Source organism: Serratia ureilytica (assembly GCF_017309605.1).
Taxonomy (GTDB): Bacteria; Pseudomonadota; Gammaproteobacteria; order Enterobacterales; family Enterobacteriaceae; genus Serratia; species Serratia ureilytica.
In genome coordinates this window covers 4,865,290-4,880,624 of record NZ_CP071320.1, presented here as the reverse complement: position 1 = coordinate 4,880,624, position 15,335 = coordinate 4,865,290, and the positions used below count along the sequence as shown (strand labels likewise).

Below are 15,335 nucleotides of genomic sequence, written 5' to 3'. Positions count from 1 at the left end.
TGCGGTGGCGAGCGCCGCCGCAAAATCAAGACGGATAGCGCGTCCAGATAGCGGAGTATGATATGCAGTTCTCCAAAATGCACGGTCTGGGCAACGACTTTATGGTGGTCGATGCCGTTACACAGAATGTCTATTTTTCACCTGAGCTGATCCGCCGGCTGGCCGATCGGCACCTGGGCGTCGGCTTTGACCAGATGCTGGTGGTAGAACCGCCTTACGATCCCGAGCTGGATTTTCACTACCGAATTTTTAACGCCGACGGCAGCGAAGTGGCGCAGTGCGGCAACGGCGCGCGCTGTTTCGCGCGCTTTGTGCGGCTGAAAGGGCTGACCAACAAGCGCGATATCCGCGTTAGCACCCAAACCGGGCGCATGGTGCTCAGCGTCACCGACGACGATCTGGTGTGCGTCAACATGGGTGAGCCGAATTTCGATCCGCAGGCGGTGCCGTTCCGCGCCGCCAAGGCGGAAAAGACCTACATCATGCGCGCGGCGGAACATACCGTGCTGTGCGGCGTGGTGTCGATGGGCAACCCGCATTGTGTTTTGCAGGTGGATGATGTAAAAACCGCCAAGGTGGAGCTGCTTGGGCCGGTGCTGGAAGGGCACGAGCGCTTCCCGGAACGGGCCAACATCGGCTTTATGCAAGTGGTCAGCCGCGATCACATCAAGCTGCGCGTTTACGAGCGCGGCGCCGGTGAAACGCAGGCCTGCGGCAGCGGCGCCTGTGCGGCGGTGGCGGTCGGGATCCAACAGGAATTGCTGTCAGAAGAGGTGCATGTAGAACTGCCGGGCGGCAGCCTGCATATTCGCTGGAAAGGGCCGGGCAATCCGCTGTTTATGACCGGTCCGGCAACCCATGTCTATGACGGATTTATTCATCTATGAAAAGCGTAGAAGAACAGAGCGTCGCCGGCCTGGCGCTGGATGACGACGCCGTGATGCAGTACCTGCTGCAGAACCCGGATTTCTTTATTCGCAACGCGCGCCAGGTTGAGCAGATGCGCGTGCCTCACCCGGTGCGCGGCACCGTTTCGCTGGTGGAATGGCATCTGGCTCGTCAGCGCAATCACATCGAACGGCTGGAAGAAGAGATCACGCTGTTGATGGAGCAGGCCAGCGCCAACGAAGGGCTGTTCGCCAGGCTGCTGCACCTGCAGGCCGATCTGGCCACCGCCGACAGCCTGCAGGACATGCTAAACCGGCTGCAGCGCTGGGCGCGCGGCTTCGGTTTGGCCGGCGCCACGGTTCGGCTGTTCGCCGAGCGCTGGAATATCGGCGCGCCTTCCGATTTCACCCACCTGGCGCTGACGCGTTCGGCGTTCGAGCCGTTCCGCATTCAGCGGCTGGGCAGCGAACAACACTATCTCGGCAGCCTGAACGGCCCCGAGCTGCTGCTGCTGTTGCCGCAGGCCAAACAGATTGGCCAAATTGGCTCGGTGGCGCTGTCGATGTTGGGCGACGACGGCGAGCTGGGCATGGTGATCTTCAGCAGCCGCGATACGCAACATTATCAGCAGGGCATGGGTACGGTGATGCTCAATCAGCTGGCGCGCATGCTGCCGGCACTGCTGGAACGCTGGATCGAACGCGCATGACGCCGATTGCGCCCAGCCTGCAGCAGCCGGTGGACGCTTTTCTGCGTTATCTCAAGGTAGAACGGCAACTCAGCCCGCTGACGCAGCTCAGCTATTCACGCCAGCTGACGGCGCTGATGCGCCTGGCGCAGGAGATCGGCGTCACCGACTGGACGACGCTGGACGCCGCCCGGGTGCGCATGCTGGCGGCGCGCAGCAAACGCGCCGGTCTGCAGTCCGCCAGCCTGGCGCTGCGGCTCTCTTCGTTGCGTAGCTTCCTCGATTGGCTGGTCAGCCAGGGCGTGCTGCACGCCAACCCTGCCAAGGGCATCCGCACGCCGCGCAGCGGCCGTCATCTGCCGAAAAACATCGACGTCGATGAAATGAACCAGCTGCTGGAGATCGATCTCAACGATCCGCTGGCGGTGCGCGATCGCGCCATGCTGGAGGTGATGTACGGCGCCGGCCTGCGCCTCTCCGAGCTGGTGGGGCTGGATTGCCGCCATGTCGATATGGCGGCGGGCGAGGTGTGGGTGATGGGGAAAGGCAGCAAAGAACGCAAACTGCCGATTGGGCGCACCGCCGTCACCTGGCTGGAACACTGGCTGGCGATGCGCGATCTGTTTGGGCCGCAGGACGACGCCATGTTCCTGTCCAATCAGGGGCGACGCATCTCGACGCGCAACGTGCAAAAACGCTTCGCCGAATGGGGCGTGAAGCAGGGCGTCAATAGCCATATCCATCCGCACAAGCTGCGCCACTCCTTCGCCACCCATATGCTGGAGTCCAGCGGCGACCTGCGCGCGGTGCAGGAGCTGCTCGGCCACGCCAACCTGACCACCACGCAAATTTATACCCACCTCGACTTTCAACATCTGGCGAACGTGTACGATGCCGCGCACCCGCGCGCCAAACGGGGGAAATCCTGATGCATTTTTATCGCCCGCTGCGCCCGCTGGCGGCGCTGACTTTCGATCTGGACGACACGCTGTATGACAACCGTCCGGTGATCCGGCAAACCGAGCAGCAGTCGGTGGCCTTCCTGCAGAGCTACCATCCCGGCCTGAACGGCTTCCAGTCGGCGGATTTCCACCGCCTGCGCCAGGAACTGCGCGAGCAGGATCCGGAGATCTACCACGACGTCACCCAGTGGCGCTGGCGCGCCATTCATCTGGCGTTGAGCCGGCAGGGGCTGCGCGACGCCGAAGCGGCGATCGGGGCCGATGCGGCGATGCAGAATTTCGCGCTGTGGCGCAGCCGTATTGAGGTGCCGGAAGCGACCCATGCCACGCTGAAGGCGCTGGCGGCGCGCTACCCGCTGGTGGCGATCACCAACGGCAACGCCGATCCGGCGCAGTGCGGCCTGGACGGCTACTTTCAGTTTGTGCTGCGTTCCGGGCCGGACGGGCGCGCCAAGCCGTATCAGGACATGTATCACCTGGCCGTCGAGCGGCTGGGTGTGGCGCCCGAGCAGATCCTGCACGTGGGCGACGATCTGACCACCGACGTGGCCGGCGCGCTGCGCGCGGGGCTGCAGGCCTGTTGGATCAACGATCGGCAACGCAGCCTGATGCAGGCCGCCGACAGCCGCCTGCTGCCGCATATTGAGATTTCGCAGTTGGCATCGCTGACAGCATTGTTATAATCCCTGCCAGAACTCTGTATAAATTTCCAGTGAAAAACCCGTCGCCGGCGGGTTTTTCCTTAACCATTAGTGGTGCCTATGGACGTCTCCGATCTGCTCGACAGCCTGAATGAAAAACAACGTGAAGCCGTGGCGGCGCCGCGCAGCAACCTGTTGGTTCTGGCCGGAGCGGGCAGCGGCAAGACGCGGGTGCTGGTGCATCGCATCGCCTGGCTGCTGTCGGTGGAGAACTGCTCACCGTATTCGATCATGGCGGTGACCTTCACCAACAAGGCGGCGGCGGAAATGCGCCACCGTATCGAACATCTGATCGGCACCAGCCAGGGCGGCATGTGGATCGGCACTTTCCACGGTCTGGCGCACCGCCTGCTGCGCGCTCATCATCTGGAAGCCAACCTGCCGCAGGATTTCCAGATCCTCGACAGCGACGACCAGTTGCGGTTGCTCAAGCGCATCATCAAGGCGCTGAACGTCGACGAGAAACAGTGGCCGCCGCGTCAGGCGATGTGGTACATCAACGGCAAGAAAGACGAAGGCCTGCGCCCGCAGCACGTCGAGACCTACAACAACCCGGTAGAGGCCACCTGGCTGCGTATCTACCAGGCCTATCAGGAAGCCTGCGATCGCGCGGGGCTGGTGGATTTCGCCGAGCTGCTGCTGCGCGCGCACGAGCTGTGGCTGAACAAGCCGCATATCCTCAACCACTATCGCGAACGTTTCACCAACGTGCTGGTGGACGAATTCCAGGATACCAACAGCATCCAGTACGCCTGGATCCGCCTGCTGGCGGGCGGCAACAGCAACGTGATGATCGTCGGCGACGATGACCAGTCGATCTACGGCTGGCGCGGCGCGCAGGTGGAAAACATCCAGCGCTTCCTGAAGGATTTCCCCGGCGCGGAAACCATCCGCCTGGAGCAGAACTACCGTTCCACCAGCAACATCCTGAAAGCGGCCAACACCCTGATCGCCAACAACGACGGGCGCATGGGTAAAAACCTGTGGACCGAAGGCGGCGAAGGCGAACCGATCTCCATTTACTGTGCCTTCAACGAACTCGACGAAGCGCGCTTCGTGGTCAACCGCATCAAGACCTGGCAGGACAACGGCGGGGCGCTGAACGACTGCGCCATCCTGTACCGCAGCAACGCCCAGTCGCGCGTGCTGGAAGAGGCGCTGCTGCAGACGGCGATGCCGTACCGCATCTACGGCGGCCAGCGCTTCTTCGAACGCCAGGAAATCAAGGATGCGCTGGCTTACCTGCGCCTGATCTCCAACCGCAACGACGACGCGGCCTTTGAGCGCGTGGTCAACACCCCGACGCGCGGCATCGGCGATCGCACCCTCGACGTGGTGCGCCAGGCGGCGCGCGATCGCCAGCTGACGCTGTGGCAGGCGACGCGCGAACTGATGCAGGACAAGGTTCTGGCCGGCCGCGCCGCGTCGGCGCTGCAGCGCTTCATCGAGCTGGTGGAGTCGCTGGCGCATGAAACCGCCGATATGCCGCTGCACGTGCAGACCGATCGGGTGATCCGCGATTCCGGGCTGTTCATCATGTATGAGCAGGAGAAAGGCGAAAAGGGGCAGGCGCGCATCGAAAACCTTGAGGAACTGGTGACGGCGACGCGCCAGTTCAGCTATCAGGAAGAAGATCAGGATCTGATGCCGCTGCAGGCGTTCCTGTCGCATGCGGCCCTGGAGGCGGGCGAAGGCCAGGCCGACGCCTATCAGGACGCGGTGCAGCTGATGACCCTGCACTCGGCCAAGGGGTTGGAGTTCCCGCTGGTGTTTATCGTCGGCATGGAAGAAGGCATGTTCCCGAGCCAGATGTCGCTGGACGAAGGCGGCCGTCTGGAGGAGGAGCGCCGTCTGGCCTATGTGGGCGTGACGCGCGCCATGCAGAAACTGACGCTGACCTATGCTGAAACGCGCCGTCTGTACGGCAAAGAGGTTTATCACCGGCCGTCGCGCTTTATCGGCGAATTGCCGGAGGAGTGCGTGGAAGAAGTGCGCCTGCGCGCCAGCGTATCGCGCCCGGTCAATCACCGCCGCATGGGCACGCCGATCAGCGAGAACGACACCGGTTACAAGCTGGGCCAGCGCGTGCGTCATCCCAAGTTTGGCGAAGGCACCATCGTCAATCTGGAGGGCAGTGGCGAGCACAGCCGGCTGCAGATCGCCTTCCCGGGTGAGGGCATCAAATGGCTGGTGGCGGCCTACGCGCGTTTGGAAACGGTATAAAGAGAGAGGCGTTGCAGGGGCCAGCCCCTGCAACCTTTCACGATCAGTGAGGGTACCGGTCGCCGACCTGTGCGGTGGCATACCAGCGCATCACCGCTTCGGTGCCTTCACCGCCTTCCTGCGGCGCCCACTGCATGCAGTCTTCTTCGGTCAGCGCCTGATACGGGCCCTGCTTCACTTCGAACACTACGCCGCCGGCATCGACCGACAGCACCGCATGCCAGGTAAAGGCCGGCATCTCCAGCACTTTGGTTTCTTCGCCAAGCAGGGTGCGCTGTGTTACGACGCCGTCATCGTTGAACTGCAGCACCACAAAGCGGCCGCGCAGCGGCGTCAGCAGCTCCCAGGTTTGCGGGTGGCGGTGCGGGCGGATATAGGTGCCGGGTTCCATGGCGATAGCCAGGCGTTGCACCGGGTCGCTCAGCTCTTCGTGTAAGGTGCGGTGCGCGCGCAGGCGGGCCACGCTGGCGGCCTGTTCGCTCATCGCGGTCAGTTCATGGGCGGTAATCTGTTTCATCATTTAAATCCGCATGCTTGTCGTACCATTAGGGTGATGTCATCTTAGCAACATTCTTGGTGGCGGTAAGCGATCGCCGCGACTTTTTCAGTACGGTTTAAGCCCCATTTCTGCTATTGATCATCGTGATGATTTGTTGCGCAATTATCCCGCCTAACGTGTTGACAGGCTTTTTCTTCTCGGCGTAACATGCGCGCACTATTATCATTGAGGACAGACGCCTTGGACACACCCAGTAGATACTGGCTCACTGACCTGCGCCGCAGGTATAACTTCTAAGGCTCTCCGTTTTTGCTGATAGCCTTCGTGGTTGTCGGCGACCCCGCAAAGTGTCGCTATGAGTCAGATCTCTTCATGGTCTGAAACAAATCGGTGATACGCATCTCCCTCTGTTTCTGTGCTTCAACGCGTTGTCCGCACCCGTTACCTTCACGGAGTTTTGGCACATGCTGAGCGCTTTTAAATTAGATAACCGCCGCTTGTCCCGTCTGGAACTGGACGACTCGGATGATCTCACGTCATCGCTGTGGGTTGATCTGGTCGAGCCGGAAGAGGGCGAGCGTGAGCGCGTGCAGAATGAGCTGGGACAAAGCCTGGCGACGCGTCCCGAACTGGACGACATCGAAGCCTCCGCCCGTTTCTTCGAAGACGAAGACGGTCTGCATATCCACTCCTTTTTCTACTTTGAAGATGCGGAAGATCACGCCGGCAACTCCACGGTGGCGTTCACCATCCGCGACGGCCGCCTGTATACCCTGCGTGAACGCGAACTGCCGGCGTTCCGCCTGTACCGCATGCGCGCCCGCAACCAGACGATGCTCGAAGGCAACGCTTACGAACTGCTGCTGGATCTGTTCGAGACCAAGATTGAACAGCTGGCGGACGAGATAGAGAATATCTACAGCGATCTGGAACAGCTCAGCCGGGTGATCATGGAAGGGCATCAGGGCGACGAATACGACGCCGCGCTCTCGACGCTGGCGGAGCTGGAAGATATCGGCTGGAAGGTGCGTTTGTGCCTGATGGATACCCAGCGCGCGCTCAACTTCCTGGTGCGCAAGGCGCGTCTGCCGACCGGCCAGCTGGAGCAGGCGCGTGAAGTGCTGCGCGACATCGAATCCCTGCTGCCGCACAACGAATCGCTGTTCCAGAAGGTGAACTTCCTGATGCAGGCGGCGATGGGCTTCATCAACATCGAACAGAACCGTATTATCAAGATCTTCTCGGTAGTGTCGGTGGTGTTCCTGCCGCCTACGCTGGTGGCTTCCAGCTACGGCATGAACTTTGAATTCATGCCGGAACTGAAATGGTCGTTCGGCTACCCGGGCGCGATCACGCTGATGATCCTGGCGGGCCTGGCCCCTTACCTGTACTTCAAGCGCAAAAACTGGCTGTAACCCGGCGGCGCCGGGCTCAGCGCAGCTTGCGCTGGGTATAGAGCGCGTCGAGGGTGAACAGGATCAGCGCCGCCCAGATAAAGCCGAAGGTCACCAGCTTGTCCTGGCCGACGGTCTCGCCGTAGAAGGTGACCGCCAGCAGGAACATCAGCGTCGGGCCGAGATACTGGAAGAAACCTAGCGTCGACAGGCGCAGCCGGGTAGCCGCCGCGGTGAAGCACAGCAGCGGCACGGTGGTGACGATGCCGGCGGCGACCAGCAGCAGGTTCAGCGACCACGGGTTGGCGCTCAGGTGGCTGGTGGGGCTGTCGGCGAACAGGAACAGATAGGCCGCCGCCACCGGCAGCAGCCACAGCGTTTCAATCAGCATGCCGGTCTGCGCGTCGATGGCGATTTTCTTGCGCAGCAGGCCGTAGAAGGCAAAGCTGAACGCCAGCCCCAGACCGATGATCGGCAACGACCCGAACTGCCAGAGCTGCACCAGCACCCCGGTGAACGCAAGCGCCACCGCCACCCACTGCATGCGGCGGAAACGTTCGCCGAGAAACAGCATCCCCAACAGCACGTTAACCAGCGGGTTGATGAAGTAGCCCAGGCTGGCTTCCAGCATATGGTGATTGTTCACCGCCCAGATGAACAGCAGCCAGTTGCCGCCGATCAACAGCGCGGTGACCGCCAGCAACAGCAGCCGTTTGCGATTTTGGCAGGCGGCGCGCACTTTAGGCCAGTTGCGGCCCAGCGTGATCAGCGCCAGCATGAAGAAAAACGACCAGATGATCCGGTGGGTGAGGATCTCATCCGCGGACACTTGCTGGATCAGTTTGAAATAAGCCGGGGCGATGCCCCACATAAAATAGGCGGCCAGGGCAAAGAAAATGCCCTGACGCGTTTGCTTTGCGTCCATGACGTCACTCTGGTGGGGAACTTAAGATGCGGTGAGTGTACTGAAGACGCTCACCGCACACAATCATCAGCCGACCAGGTAGGTGGCGGTGGCGGTCGCGATATGCAGGCCGTCGTGGTTATGCAGTTCTACGCGCGCGACGGCGACTTTGTTGCCGCTGCGCAGCACGCTGGCGGAGGCGACGAAGTGCTCGCCGCGGCCGGGGCGCAGGTAGTCGACGCGCAGGTCGATGGTGCCCATGCGCGACAGCTTGGCGGCGATCTCCTCTTCAACCAGCGGCTCCAGGCGTGTCAGCACGCCGCCGGCGCAGGCCAGCCCGGCGGCGACGTCAAGCACGGCGGCGATCACGCCGCCGTGCAGAATTTCCTGCGCGGCGTTGCCCACCAGCTTGCGCTGGTTGGTGAAGCTCAGCTCGACGTAGTCATCGTCGAAGCGGCGCAGCTCCAGGCCAAGCTCGCGGTTGAACGGCATGTGGTAGACAAAAATTTCGCCGATCTTGCGGCGGGCGGCTTCCAGGGTCAGTGGTGTTGTCGACATAGCGGGTTTCCGTTTTTCTTTTGCGTTTTAAGGGAGCTAACTGGTCAGTCCAGGTTAATGGAATGTTGATTTTATGCTTAACCTTTGTTGCTTGCCAGCCCGTTTAGGCAAAAGAGTCACGCGCGCGTTGGTGTCATGCTGAACGATATTGTGTAATCATACCCGGTGGGTGTGTACCGATGAAAAAATGGGGAAGTGTGTGTCAACCGCAGCAGTGATTAACAGAGAGTTGCTGGCCGAGCAGGTATTGCGCGATACCTTCGGCTACCAGCAATTCCGTCCGGGGCAGCAAACGATTATCAATGCCGCGATCGGCGGGCAGGATTGCCTGGTGGTGATGCCGACCGGCGGCGGCAAGTCGTTGTGTTACCAAATCCCTGCGCTGGTGATGGACGGCCTGACGCTGGTCGTTTCTCCGCTGATCTCGCTGATGAAGGATCAGGTCGACCAACTGTTGGCCTACGGCGTTTCCGCCGCCTGCTACAACTCGACGCAAACCCGCGAGGAGCAGCTGGACGTCATGGCCGGCTGCCGCAACGGCACCATCAAGATGCTGTACATCGCGCCGGAGCGGCTGATGATGGAAAGCTTCCTCAACCTGCTCGATCACTGCCCGCCGGCGATGCTGGCGGTGGATGAGGCGCACTGCATCTCCCAATGGGGCCACGACTTCCGGCCGGAATACCGCGCGCTGGGGCAGTTGAAACAGCGCTTCCCGTCGATGCCGGTGATCGCGTTGACCGCCACTGCCGACGAAGCCACGCGCGGCGATATCGTGCGTCTGCTGTCGCTGCAGGATCCGCTGGTGCAGGTCAGCAGCTTCGACCGACCGAACATCCGCTACACGCTGGTGGAAAAATTCAAACCGCTCGACCAGCTGTGGCGCTTCGTGCAGGATCAGCGCGGCAAGAGCGGCATTATCTATTGCAACAGCCGCGCCAAGGTGGAAGACACCGCCGCGCGCCTGCAAAGCCGCGGGCTGAGCGTCGGCGCTTACCACGCGGGGCTGGACAACGATCGCCGCGCCCAGGTGCAGGAGGCGTTCCAGCGTGACGATCTGCAGGTGGTGGTGGCCACCGTCGCCTTCGGCATGGGCATTAACAAACCCAACGTGCGTTTTGTGGTGCATTTCGACATCCCGCGCAATATCGAATCCTATTATCAGGAGACCGGCCGCGCCGGGCGCGACGGCCTGCCGGCCGAAGCCATCCTGCTGTACGATCCCGCCGACATGGCCTGGCTGCGCCGCTGTCTGGAGGAGAAACCCGCCGGGCAACAGCTGGACATCGAGCGTCACAAGCTGAACGCCATGGGCGCTTTCGCCGAGGCGCAAACCTGCCGTCGCCTGGTGCTGCTCAATTACTTCGGCGAAGGCAAGCACGAAAACTGCGGCAACTGCGATATCTGCCTCGATCCGCCCAAGCGCTACGACGGGCTGGAGGACGCGCGCAAGGCGCTGTCTTGCGTGTACCGCGTCGGCCAGCGCTTTGGCCTCGGGTACATCGTGGAAGTGCTGCGCGGATCCAACAATCAGCGCATTCGCGAATACGGTCACGACAAGCTGCCGGTGTACGGCATTGGCCGCGATCAAACCACGGAGCACTGGACCAGCGTGCTGCGTCAGCTGATCCACCTGGGCTTTATCACCCAGAACATCGCCATGCACTCGGCGCTGCAATTGACCGAGGCGGCGCGTCCGGTGTTGCGCGGCGAGGTGGCGCTGCAGCTGGCGGTGCCGCGCATTCAGAGCCTGAAGTCGCGCAGCAGCGCCAACCAGAAATCCTACGGCGGCAATTACGATCGCAAGCTGTTCGCCAAGCTGCGCAAACTGCGCAAGTCGATCGCCGACGAAGAAAACATTCCACCCTACGTGGTGTTCAACGACGCCACGCTGCTGGAAATGGCCGAACAGATGCCGATCAAGGCCGGCGATCTGCTGAGCGTCAACGGCGTGGGGCAGCGCAAACTGGAGCGTTTCGGCGCGCCCTTTATGGCGATGATCCGCGACCATCTCGACAATGACGAAGACTGAGGGCGATAAATCATGCTGATGCTGTTTCTCACCGTGGCGCTGGTGCATCTGATTGCGCTGATGAGCCCGGGGCCGGACTTCTTTTTCGTGTCGCAGACCGCCGCCAGCCGCTCGCGCCGCGAGGCGATGATGGGCGTGGTCGGCATTTCGCTCGGCATCGTGGTATGGGCCGGCGTGGCGTTGATGGGGCTGCATCTGATCCTGCAGAAGATGGCCTGGCTGCATCAGATAATCATGGTCGGCGGCGGCATTTACCTGTGCTGGATGGGGTGGCAACTGCTGCGTTCCGCGCGGACGCAGCAAGCTCCGCCCGCGGCAGAGGCCCAGGTGGCGTTGCCGAAGGCCGGGCGCAGCTTTATTCGCGGCTTCTTGACCAACCTGTCCAACCCGAAAGCGGTGATCTATTTCGGCAGCGTGTTCTCGCTGTTCGTCGGCGACAGCGTCGGCGCCGGGGCGCGTTGGGGGCTGTTCTTGCTGATCGTCGCCGAGACCTTCGTCTGGTTCAGCCTGGTGGCGGTGGTGTTCGCGCTGCCGGCGATGCGCCGCGGTTATCAGCGGTTGGCCAAGTGGATAGACGGGGTGGCTGGCGTGCTGTTTACCGGCTTCGGGTTACACCTGATCTTTACCCGCTAACCGGCAGTGAAATGCCCAAGGCCGAGCAGCGATGCCCGGCCTTTTTTGTCAGGCTTTGCGGGCGGTCGCCAGCAGCCCCGCCACCAAAATGAACAGCGAACCGAACACCCGGTTGAGCAGCTGCATTTGACGCGGGGTCTTCAGCCAGCCGGCGATGCGCGTCGCCAGGGTGGCGTAACCGATCATCACCAGAATATCCACCACCACGGTGGTGACGCCGAGCACCAGATACTGTTCGGCCTGCGGCTGATGGGGCAAGATGAACTGCGGGAACAGCGCGGCGAGGAACACGATGCTTTTCGGGTTGGTCAGGTTGACCAGCACTGCGCGGCGGAACAGGCGGCGGCGCGGCATGCTGCCCGCCAGCGCATGCAGATCCAGCGCGCCGGCGGCGCGCCATTGCTGGATGCCGAGCCACACCAGGTAGGCGGCGCCCAGCCATTTCAGCAGCTCGAACGCCAGCAGCGATTGCGATATCAGCGCGCCGAGGCCGATGCCCACCAGCACGATGTGCGCGCTCAGCCCGACCTGCAGCCCGGCGATTGACGCGGCGGCGCCGCGATAGCCGTGGCTGATGCCGGTGCTCATGGTGTTGATGGCGCCGGATCCGGGGGAGAGGCTAAGGATAAGCGTGGTCAGCAGGTAGGTTAACCACCAGTCCAAGGTCATGGTTCTCGGCTCCCTGAAAGTGTCGTTTTGTGCCACAATGCGCCGAGGCGGCGCCGTTTTTTGTCAGAATTGAATCACAATACGCTAGTATGATTTCTTGTGCCAGCGGTCACATTTTCCGCCGGCTCCACAGGGAAAACGCTCTCGATGACCTCGTTCACTCTCAGCTCCGATGACTGGTTAACGCGTGAAACGCAGTTCGCTGCCTTCGCCACCGGGCCGCTGCTGGATTTCTGGCGGCAGCGCGAAGAAGGCGAGTTCAGCGGCGTGGACGGCGTGCCGATCCGCTTTGTGCGTTTCCGTTCCGCGCGGCATCAGCGGGTGGTGGTGGTCAGCCCCGGCCGCATCGAAAGCTACGTGAAATACCCTGAGGTGGCCTACGACCTGTTCCACTGCGGTTACGACGTGGTGATCGTCGATCATCGCGGCCAGGGGCGCTCCGGGCGTTTACTGGCGGATACGCACCGCGGTCATGTGGTAAACTTTGCCGACTACGTGGACGATTTCGAGCAGCTGTGGCTGCGCGAGGTCGAGTCGCGCGGTTACCGGCAGCGTTTCGCGCTGGCGCATTCGATGGGCGGCGCGATCCTGGCGCAGTTCCTGCAGCGCCGGCCGCAGGCGTTCGACGCGGCGGCGTTTTGCGCGCCGATGTTCGGCATCCAGCTGCCGATGCCGGGCTGGCTGGCCGACCGCATTCTCGACTGGGTGGAGACACGCCCGGCGATCCGTGATTATTACGCGGTGGGCACCGGCCAGTGGCGTCCGCTGCCCTATGTGGTCAACGTGTTGACCCACAGCCGCGAGCGCTACCGGCGCAGCCTGCGTTATTACGCCGACTATCCCGAGCTGCAGGTGGGCGGGCCGACTTACCATTGGGTGCGTGAGAGCATCCGCGCTGGCCGGCAGATCATCGCGCAGGCCGGGAAAATCACAACGCCGCTGTTGCTTTTGCAGGCCGGTGAAGAACGGGTGGTCGACAACCGTTCGCACCAGGCTTTTTGTCAGGCTCTGTCAGACGCGGGGCGCCCTTGCGAAGGGGGGCTTCCGTGGGTTATCAACGGCGCACGCCATGAGATCCTGTTCGAGCGGGACGCGATGCGCGCCGAAGCACTGAACGCAATCCTGCGCTTCTTTGCTCAACACTTAGGCGGCGCGCTGCCGCCGACAACTCCATCAGAGGTTAGAACATAACGCTATGTATCACGTCGTCGCTTCCGATTTAGATGGCACGCTGCTGTCTCCCGACCATACCCTGTCGCCGTACGCCAAAGAAACGCTGAAGTTGCTGACCCAGCGAGGCGTGCATTTCGTGTTCGCCACCGGCCGCCACCACATCGACGTGGCGCAGATCCGCGACAGCCTGGAAATCAGCGCCTTTATGATCACCTCCAACGGCGCGCGGGTGCACAACACGGCCGGCGAGCTGATCTTCAGCCATAACCTGGACGGGGATATCGCCCGCGATCTGTACGGCATGCTGCACGACGATCCGCAGATCACCACCAACGTCTACCGCAACGACGATTGGTTTACCAACCGCGAAAGCCCGGAGCAGGAAGAGTTCTTCCAGGAGTCGGTGTTCAAATATCAGCTGTTCGAGCCGGGCCTGCTGGAAACCGACGGCGTCTGCAAGGTTTACTTCACCTGTGAAGACCACGAGCGGTTGCTGCAGGTGGAAGACGCCATCAACGCCCGCTGGGGCGATCGGGTCAACGTCAGCTTCTCGTTCCCGACCTGCCTGGAAGTGATGGCGGGCGGCGTGTCGAAAGGGCATGCGCTGGAAGAAGTGGCCAAGATCATCGGTTATACGCTGCAAGAGTGCATCGCCTTCGGCGACGGCATGAACGATCTGGAGATGCTGTCGATGGCCGGCAAGGGCTGCATCATGCGCGATGCGCATCAGCGCCTGAAGGATATGCTGCCGGAGCTGGAGGTGATCGGTTCCAATGCCGATAACGCGGTGCCGCACTACCTGCGCAAGATGTTCCTCTGAAATAACCTTTAAATAATCAGGGCGCCTTGCGGCGCCCTTGTTATTACTTGTGCTGGCCCTGCTTCTGCAGGAACTGCACGCCCTTGTCCGGGAAGTCGGTGAACACGCCGTCGACGTCTGCCTGGTTGTAAATCACGTCATACAGTTGGTTCACGTCGGTCACGTACTTCGGCAGCGCATCGGCGCGAATGGTGAACGGATGCACCGCCAGCTTGCTGGCGTGCGCTTCTTTCACCATGTCGGTCAGCACGATGTGGCCCGGTTTGGATTGATCCGCCACCACCAGCATGTGGTAGTCCGGCCCGATGCCGTCGGCATACTGAGCGATTTTCTTCATCGCGCCCGGTTTGAACATCCAGTCATAGTCGTATTCCACCCACTTGCCGTCGGCTTTCTGCTCGTAGGTTTCCTGCCAGTCGTTGTAGGCGATCAGCTGCACCAGCTTCAGATCCATGCCCAGCTTCGGCTCCAGCTCGTTCTTGATGCGTTTGAGCTCGTTGGCGTCGAAGCACTGCAGGTAGACGTTGTCGTTCTTGCCGGTGTAACCGTACTGCTTGAGCACCGCCAGCACTTTGCTGGAGATGTCTTTGCCTTCCTGCTTGTGGAACCAAGGCGCTTTGATTTCAGGATAGATGCCGATGTTTTTGCCGGTCGAATGGTTCAGACCCTGTACGAACTCGATCTCTTCCTGGAAGGTGTGGACGCGGAAGTCGGATTTGCCCATCGGGAAGCGGCCAGGGTAGCCCTGTACCTTCTTGCCGTTTTCGATGTCAAAGCCTTCGGTGAACTTCAGCGATTTGATCTCCGCCAGCGTAAAGTCGATGGCGTAATAACGGCCGTCTTTGCGTGCGCGGTTCGGGAAACGTTCGGCGACGTCGGTGACGCGATCGAGGTAATGGTCGTGCAGCACCACCAGCTCGTTGTCCTTGGTCATCACCAGATCTTGCTCGAGGTAATCGGCGCCTTGCGCGTAGGCCATCGCCTTCGCCGGCAGGGTGTGTTCCGGCAGGTAGCCGCTGGCGCCGCGGTGGGCGATCACCACTTTGTCCGCCGCCTGCGCGGCGCTGACCATTGAGGTGGCGAGAATGATCCCTGTCAGCAGGGCTTTGACTTGAGTCCGCATTCCGTTTTCTCCGTGTTGTTGGGGGCAGGGTAGTAAAAAGGCCGCAGGGCGGCCTTTAAATCATGCAA

General features: G+C 61.7%; 15 protein-coding genes. 10 read left to right on the top strand and 5 right to left on the bottom strand.

Going from position 1 to position 15,335, the window contains the following annotated elements; all coding sequences use genetic code 11:
• Positions 1-62 precede the first annotated feature (62 nt).
• The 5 genes from dapF (at position 63) to uvrD (ending at position 5,462) form a co-directional block, all read left to right on the top strand.
• On the top strand, positions 63-887 hold the full coding sequence (gene dapF / locus J0X03_RS23110; RefSeq protein WP_004934244.1) for a diaminopimelate epimerase: 825 nt from the start codon (positions 63-65) through the stop codon (positions 885-887).
• Positions 884-1,597: a DUF484 domain-containing protein gene (locus J0X03_RS23105; protein WP_033645022.1), complete on the top strand. Its 714-nt coding sequence runs from the start codon at positions 884-886 to the stop codon at positions 1,595-1,597. The genes dapF and J0X03_RS23105 overlap by 4 nt, the downstream gene beginning before the upstream one ends.
• Entirely contained in the window at positions 1,594-2,505 is a 912-nt protein-coding gene (gene xerC, locus J0X03_RS23100; RefSeq protein WP_033645020.1) for a tyrosine recombinase XerC, read from the top strand. The genes J0X03_RS23105 and xerC overlap by 4 nt, the downstream gene beginning before the upstream one ends.
• The gene (yigB, locus tag J0X03_RS23095) at positions 2,505-3,221 is read left to right on the top strand and encodes a 5-amino-6-(5-phospho-D-ribitylamino)uracil phosphatase YigB (protein WP_033636653.1); all 717 of its coding nucleotides are present in this window, start codon (positions 2,505-2,507) and stop codon (positions 3,219-3,221) included. The genes xerC and yigB overlap by 1 nt, the downstream gene beginning before the upstream one ends.
• A gap of 78 nt (positions 3,222-3,299) precedes the next feature.
• Positions 3,300-5,462: a DNA helicase II gene (uvrD, locus tag J0X03_RS23090; RefSeq protein WP_038874108.1), complete on the top strand. Its 2,163-nt coding sequence runs from the start codon at positions 3,300-3,302 to the stop codon at positions 5,460-5,462.
• 43 nt (positions 5,463-5,505) lie between these two features.
• On the opposite strand, the gene J0X03_RS23085 is transcribed toward uvrD, so the two are convergent.
• Positions 5,506-5,979 carry a WbuC family cupin fold metalloprotein gene (locus tag J0X03_RS23085; RefSeq protein WP_025160392.1) on the bottom strand — a complete coding sequence of 158 codons (474 nt, stop codon included), beginning with the start codon at positions 5,977-5,979 and terminating at the stop codon, positions 5,506-5,508.
• 446 nt (positions 5,980-6,425) lie between these two features.
• On the opposite strand from J0X03_RS23085, the gene corA reads away from it, so the two are divergent.
• A complete protein-coding gene (gene corA / locus J0X03_RS23080; protein ID WP_004934262.1) occupies positions 6,426-7,376 on the top strand; it encodes a magnesium/cobalt transporter CorA in 951 nt (316 codons plus the stop codon).
• A 16-nt stretch (positions 7,377-7,392) separates the two neighbouring features.
• Here the strand turns inward: corA and rarD are convergent, their stop codons facing one another.
• Positions 7,393-8,280 carry an EamA family transporter RarD gene (gene rarD, locus J0X03_RS23075; protein ID WP_033645018.1) on the bottom strand — a complete coding sequence of 296 codons (888 nt, stop codon included), beginning with the start codon at positions 8,278-8,280 and terminating at the stop codon, positions 7,393-7,395.
• Positions 8,281-8,346: 66 nt separating this feature from the next.
• Complete coding sequence (locus tag J0X03_RS23070) at positions 8,347-8,817, bottom strand: thioesterase family protein (protein ID WP_033645017.1); 471 nt, start codon at positions 8,815-8,817, stop codon at positions 8,347-8,349.
• Between the two features lie 199 nt (positions 8,818-9,016).
• Here J0X03_RS23070 and recQ point away from each other — a divergent pair, with 199 nt between their 5' ends.
• Positions 9,017-10,849, top strand: coding sequence for an ATP-dependent DNA helicase RecQ (gene recQ / locus J0X03_RS23065; protein ID WP_046688049.1), 1,833 nt, complete (start codon positions 9,017-9,019; stop codon positions 10,847-10,849).
• Between the two features lie 12 nt (positions 10,850-10,861).
• Entirely contained in the window at positions 10,862-11,482 is a 621-nt protein-coding gene (gene rhtC, locus J0X03_RS23060) for a threonine export protein RhtC (RefSeq protein ID WP_142074864.1), read from the top strand.
• A gap of 48 nt (positions 11,483-11,530) precedes the next feature.
• On the opposite strand, the gene rhtB is transcribed toward rhtC, so the two are convergent.
• Complete coding sequence (gene rhtB, locus J0X03_RS23055; RefSeq protein WP_033645013.1) at positions 11,531-12,151, bottom strand: homoserine/homoserine lactone efflux protein; 621 nt, start codon at positions 12,149-12,151, stop codon at positions 11,531-11,533.
• A gap of 147 nt (positions 12,152-12,298) precedes the next feature.
• On the opposite strand from rhtB, the gene pldB reads away from it, so the two are divergent.
• Positions 12,299-13,342, top strand: coding sequence for a lysophospholipase L2 (gene pldB, locus J0X03_RS23050; RefSeq protein ID WP_033645012.1), 1,044 nt, complete (start codon positions 12,299-12,301; stop codon positions 13,340-13,342).
• A 4-nt stretch (positions 13,343-13,346) separates the two neighbouring features.
• Entirely contained in the window at positions 13,347-14,144 is a 798-nt protein-coding gene (yigL, locus tag J0X03_RS23045) for a sugar/pyridoxal phosphate phosphatase YigL (RefSeq protein ID WP_033652427.1), read from the top strand.
• A gap of 43 nt (positions 14,145-14,187) precedes the next feature.
• On the opposite strand, the gene glpQ is transcribed toward yigL, so the two are convergent.
• The gene (glpQ, locus tag J0X03_RS23040) at positions 14,188-15,267 is read right to left on the bottom strand and encodes a glycerophosphodiester phosphodiesterase (protein ID WP_142074866.1); all 1,080 of its coding nucleotides are present in this window, start codon (positions 15,265-15,267) and stop codon (positions 14,188-14,190) included.
• Between the last annotated feature and the right edge of the window lie 68 nt (positions 15,268-15,335).

What these genes read in the sequence shown, in the direction of transcription:
- xerC (WP_033645020.1), top strand. Translation starts at nt 1,594, where the DNA reads ATGACGCCGATTGCGCCCAGCCTGCAGCAGCCGGTGGACGCTTTTCTG.
- corA (WP_004934262.1), top strand. Translation starts at nt 6,426, where the DNA reads ATGCTGAGCGCTTTTAAATTAGATAACCGCCGCTTGTCCCGTCTGGAA.
- rhtC (WP_142074864.1), top strand. Translation starts at nt 10,862, where the DNA reads ATGCTGATGCTGTTTCTCACCGTGGCGCTGGTGCATCTGATTGCGCTG.
- yigB (WP_033636653.1), top strand. Translation starts at nt 2,505, where the DNA reads ATGCATTTTTATCGCCCGCTGCGCCCGCTGGCGGCGCTGACTTTCGAT.
- J0X03_RS23085 (WP_025160392.1), bottom strand. Translation starts at nt 5,979, where the DNA reads ATGAAACAGATTACCGCCCATGAACTGACCGCGATGAGCGAACAGGCC.
- yigL (WP_033652427.1), top strand. Translation starts at nt 13,347, where the DNA reads ATGTATCACGTCGTCGCTTCCGATTTAGATGGCACGCTGCTGTCTCCC.
- J0X03_RS23105 (WP_033645022.1), top strand. Translation starts at nt 884, where the DNA reads ATGAAAAGCGTAGAAGAACAGAGCGTCGCCGGCCTGGCGCTGGATGAC.
- J0X03_RS23070 (WP_033645017.1), bottom strand. Translation starts at nt 8,817, where the DNA reads ATGTCGACAACACCACTGACCCTGGAAGCCGCCCGCCGCAAGATCGGC.
- glpQ (WP_142074866.1), bottom strand. Translation starts at nt 15,267, where the DNA reads ATGCGGACTCAAGTCAAAGCCCTGCTGACAGGGATCATTCTCGCCACC.
- uvrD (WP_038874108.1), top strand. Translation starts at nt 3,300, where the DNA reads ATGGACGTCTCCGATCTGCTCGACAGCCTGAATGAAAAACAACGTGAA.
- rarD (WP_033645018.1), bottom strand. Translation starts at nt 8,280, where the DNA reads ATGGACGCAAAGCAAACGCGTCAGGGCATTTTCTTTGCCCTGGCCGCC.
- rhtB (WP_033645013.1), bottom strand. Translation starts at nt 12,151, where the DNA reads ATGACCTTGGACTGGTGGTTAACCTACCTGCTGACCACGCTTATCCTT.
- pldB (WP_033645012.1), top strand. Translation starts at nt 12,299, where the DNA reads ATGACCTCGTTCACTCTCAGCTCCGATGACTGGTTAACGCGTGAAACG.
- dapF (WP_004934244.1), top strand. Translation starts at nt 63, where the DNA reads ATGCAGTTCTCCAAAATGCACGGTCTGGGCAACGACTTTATGGTGGTC.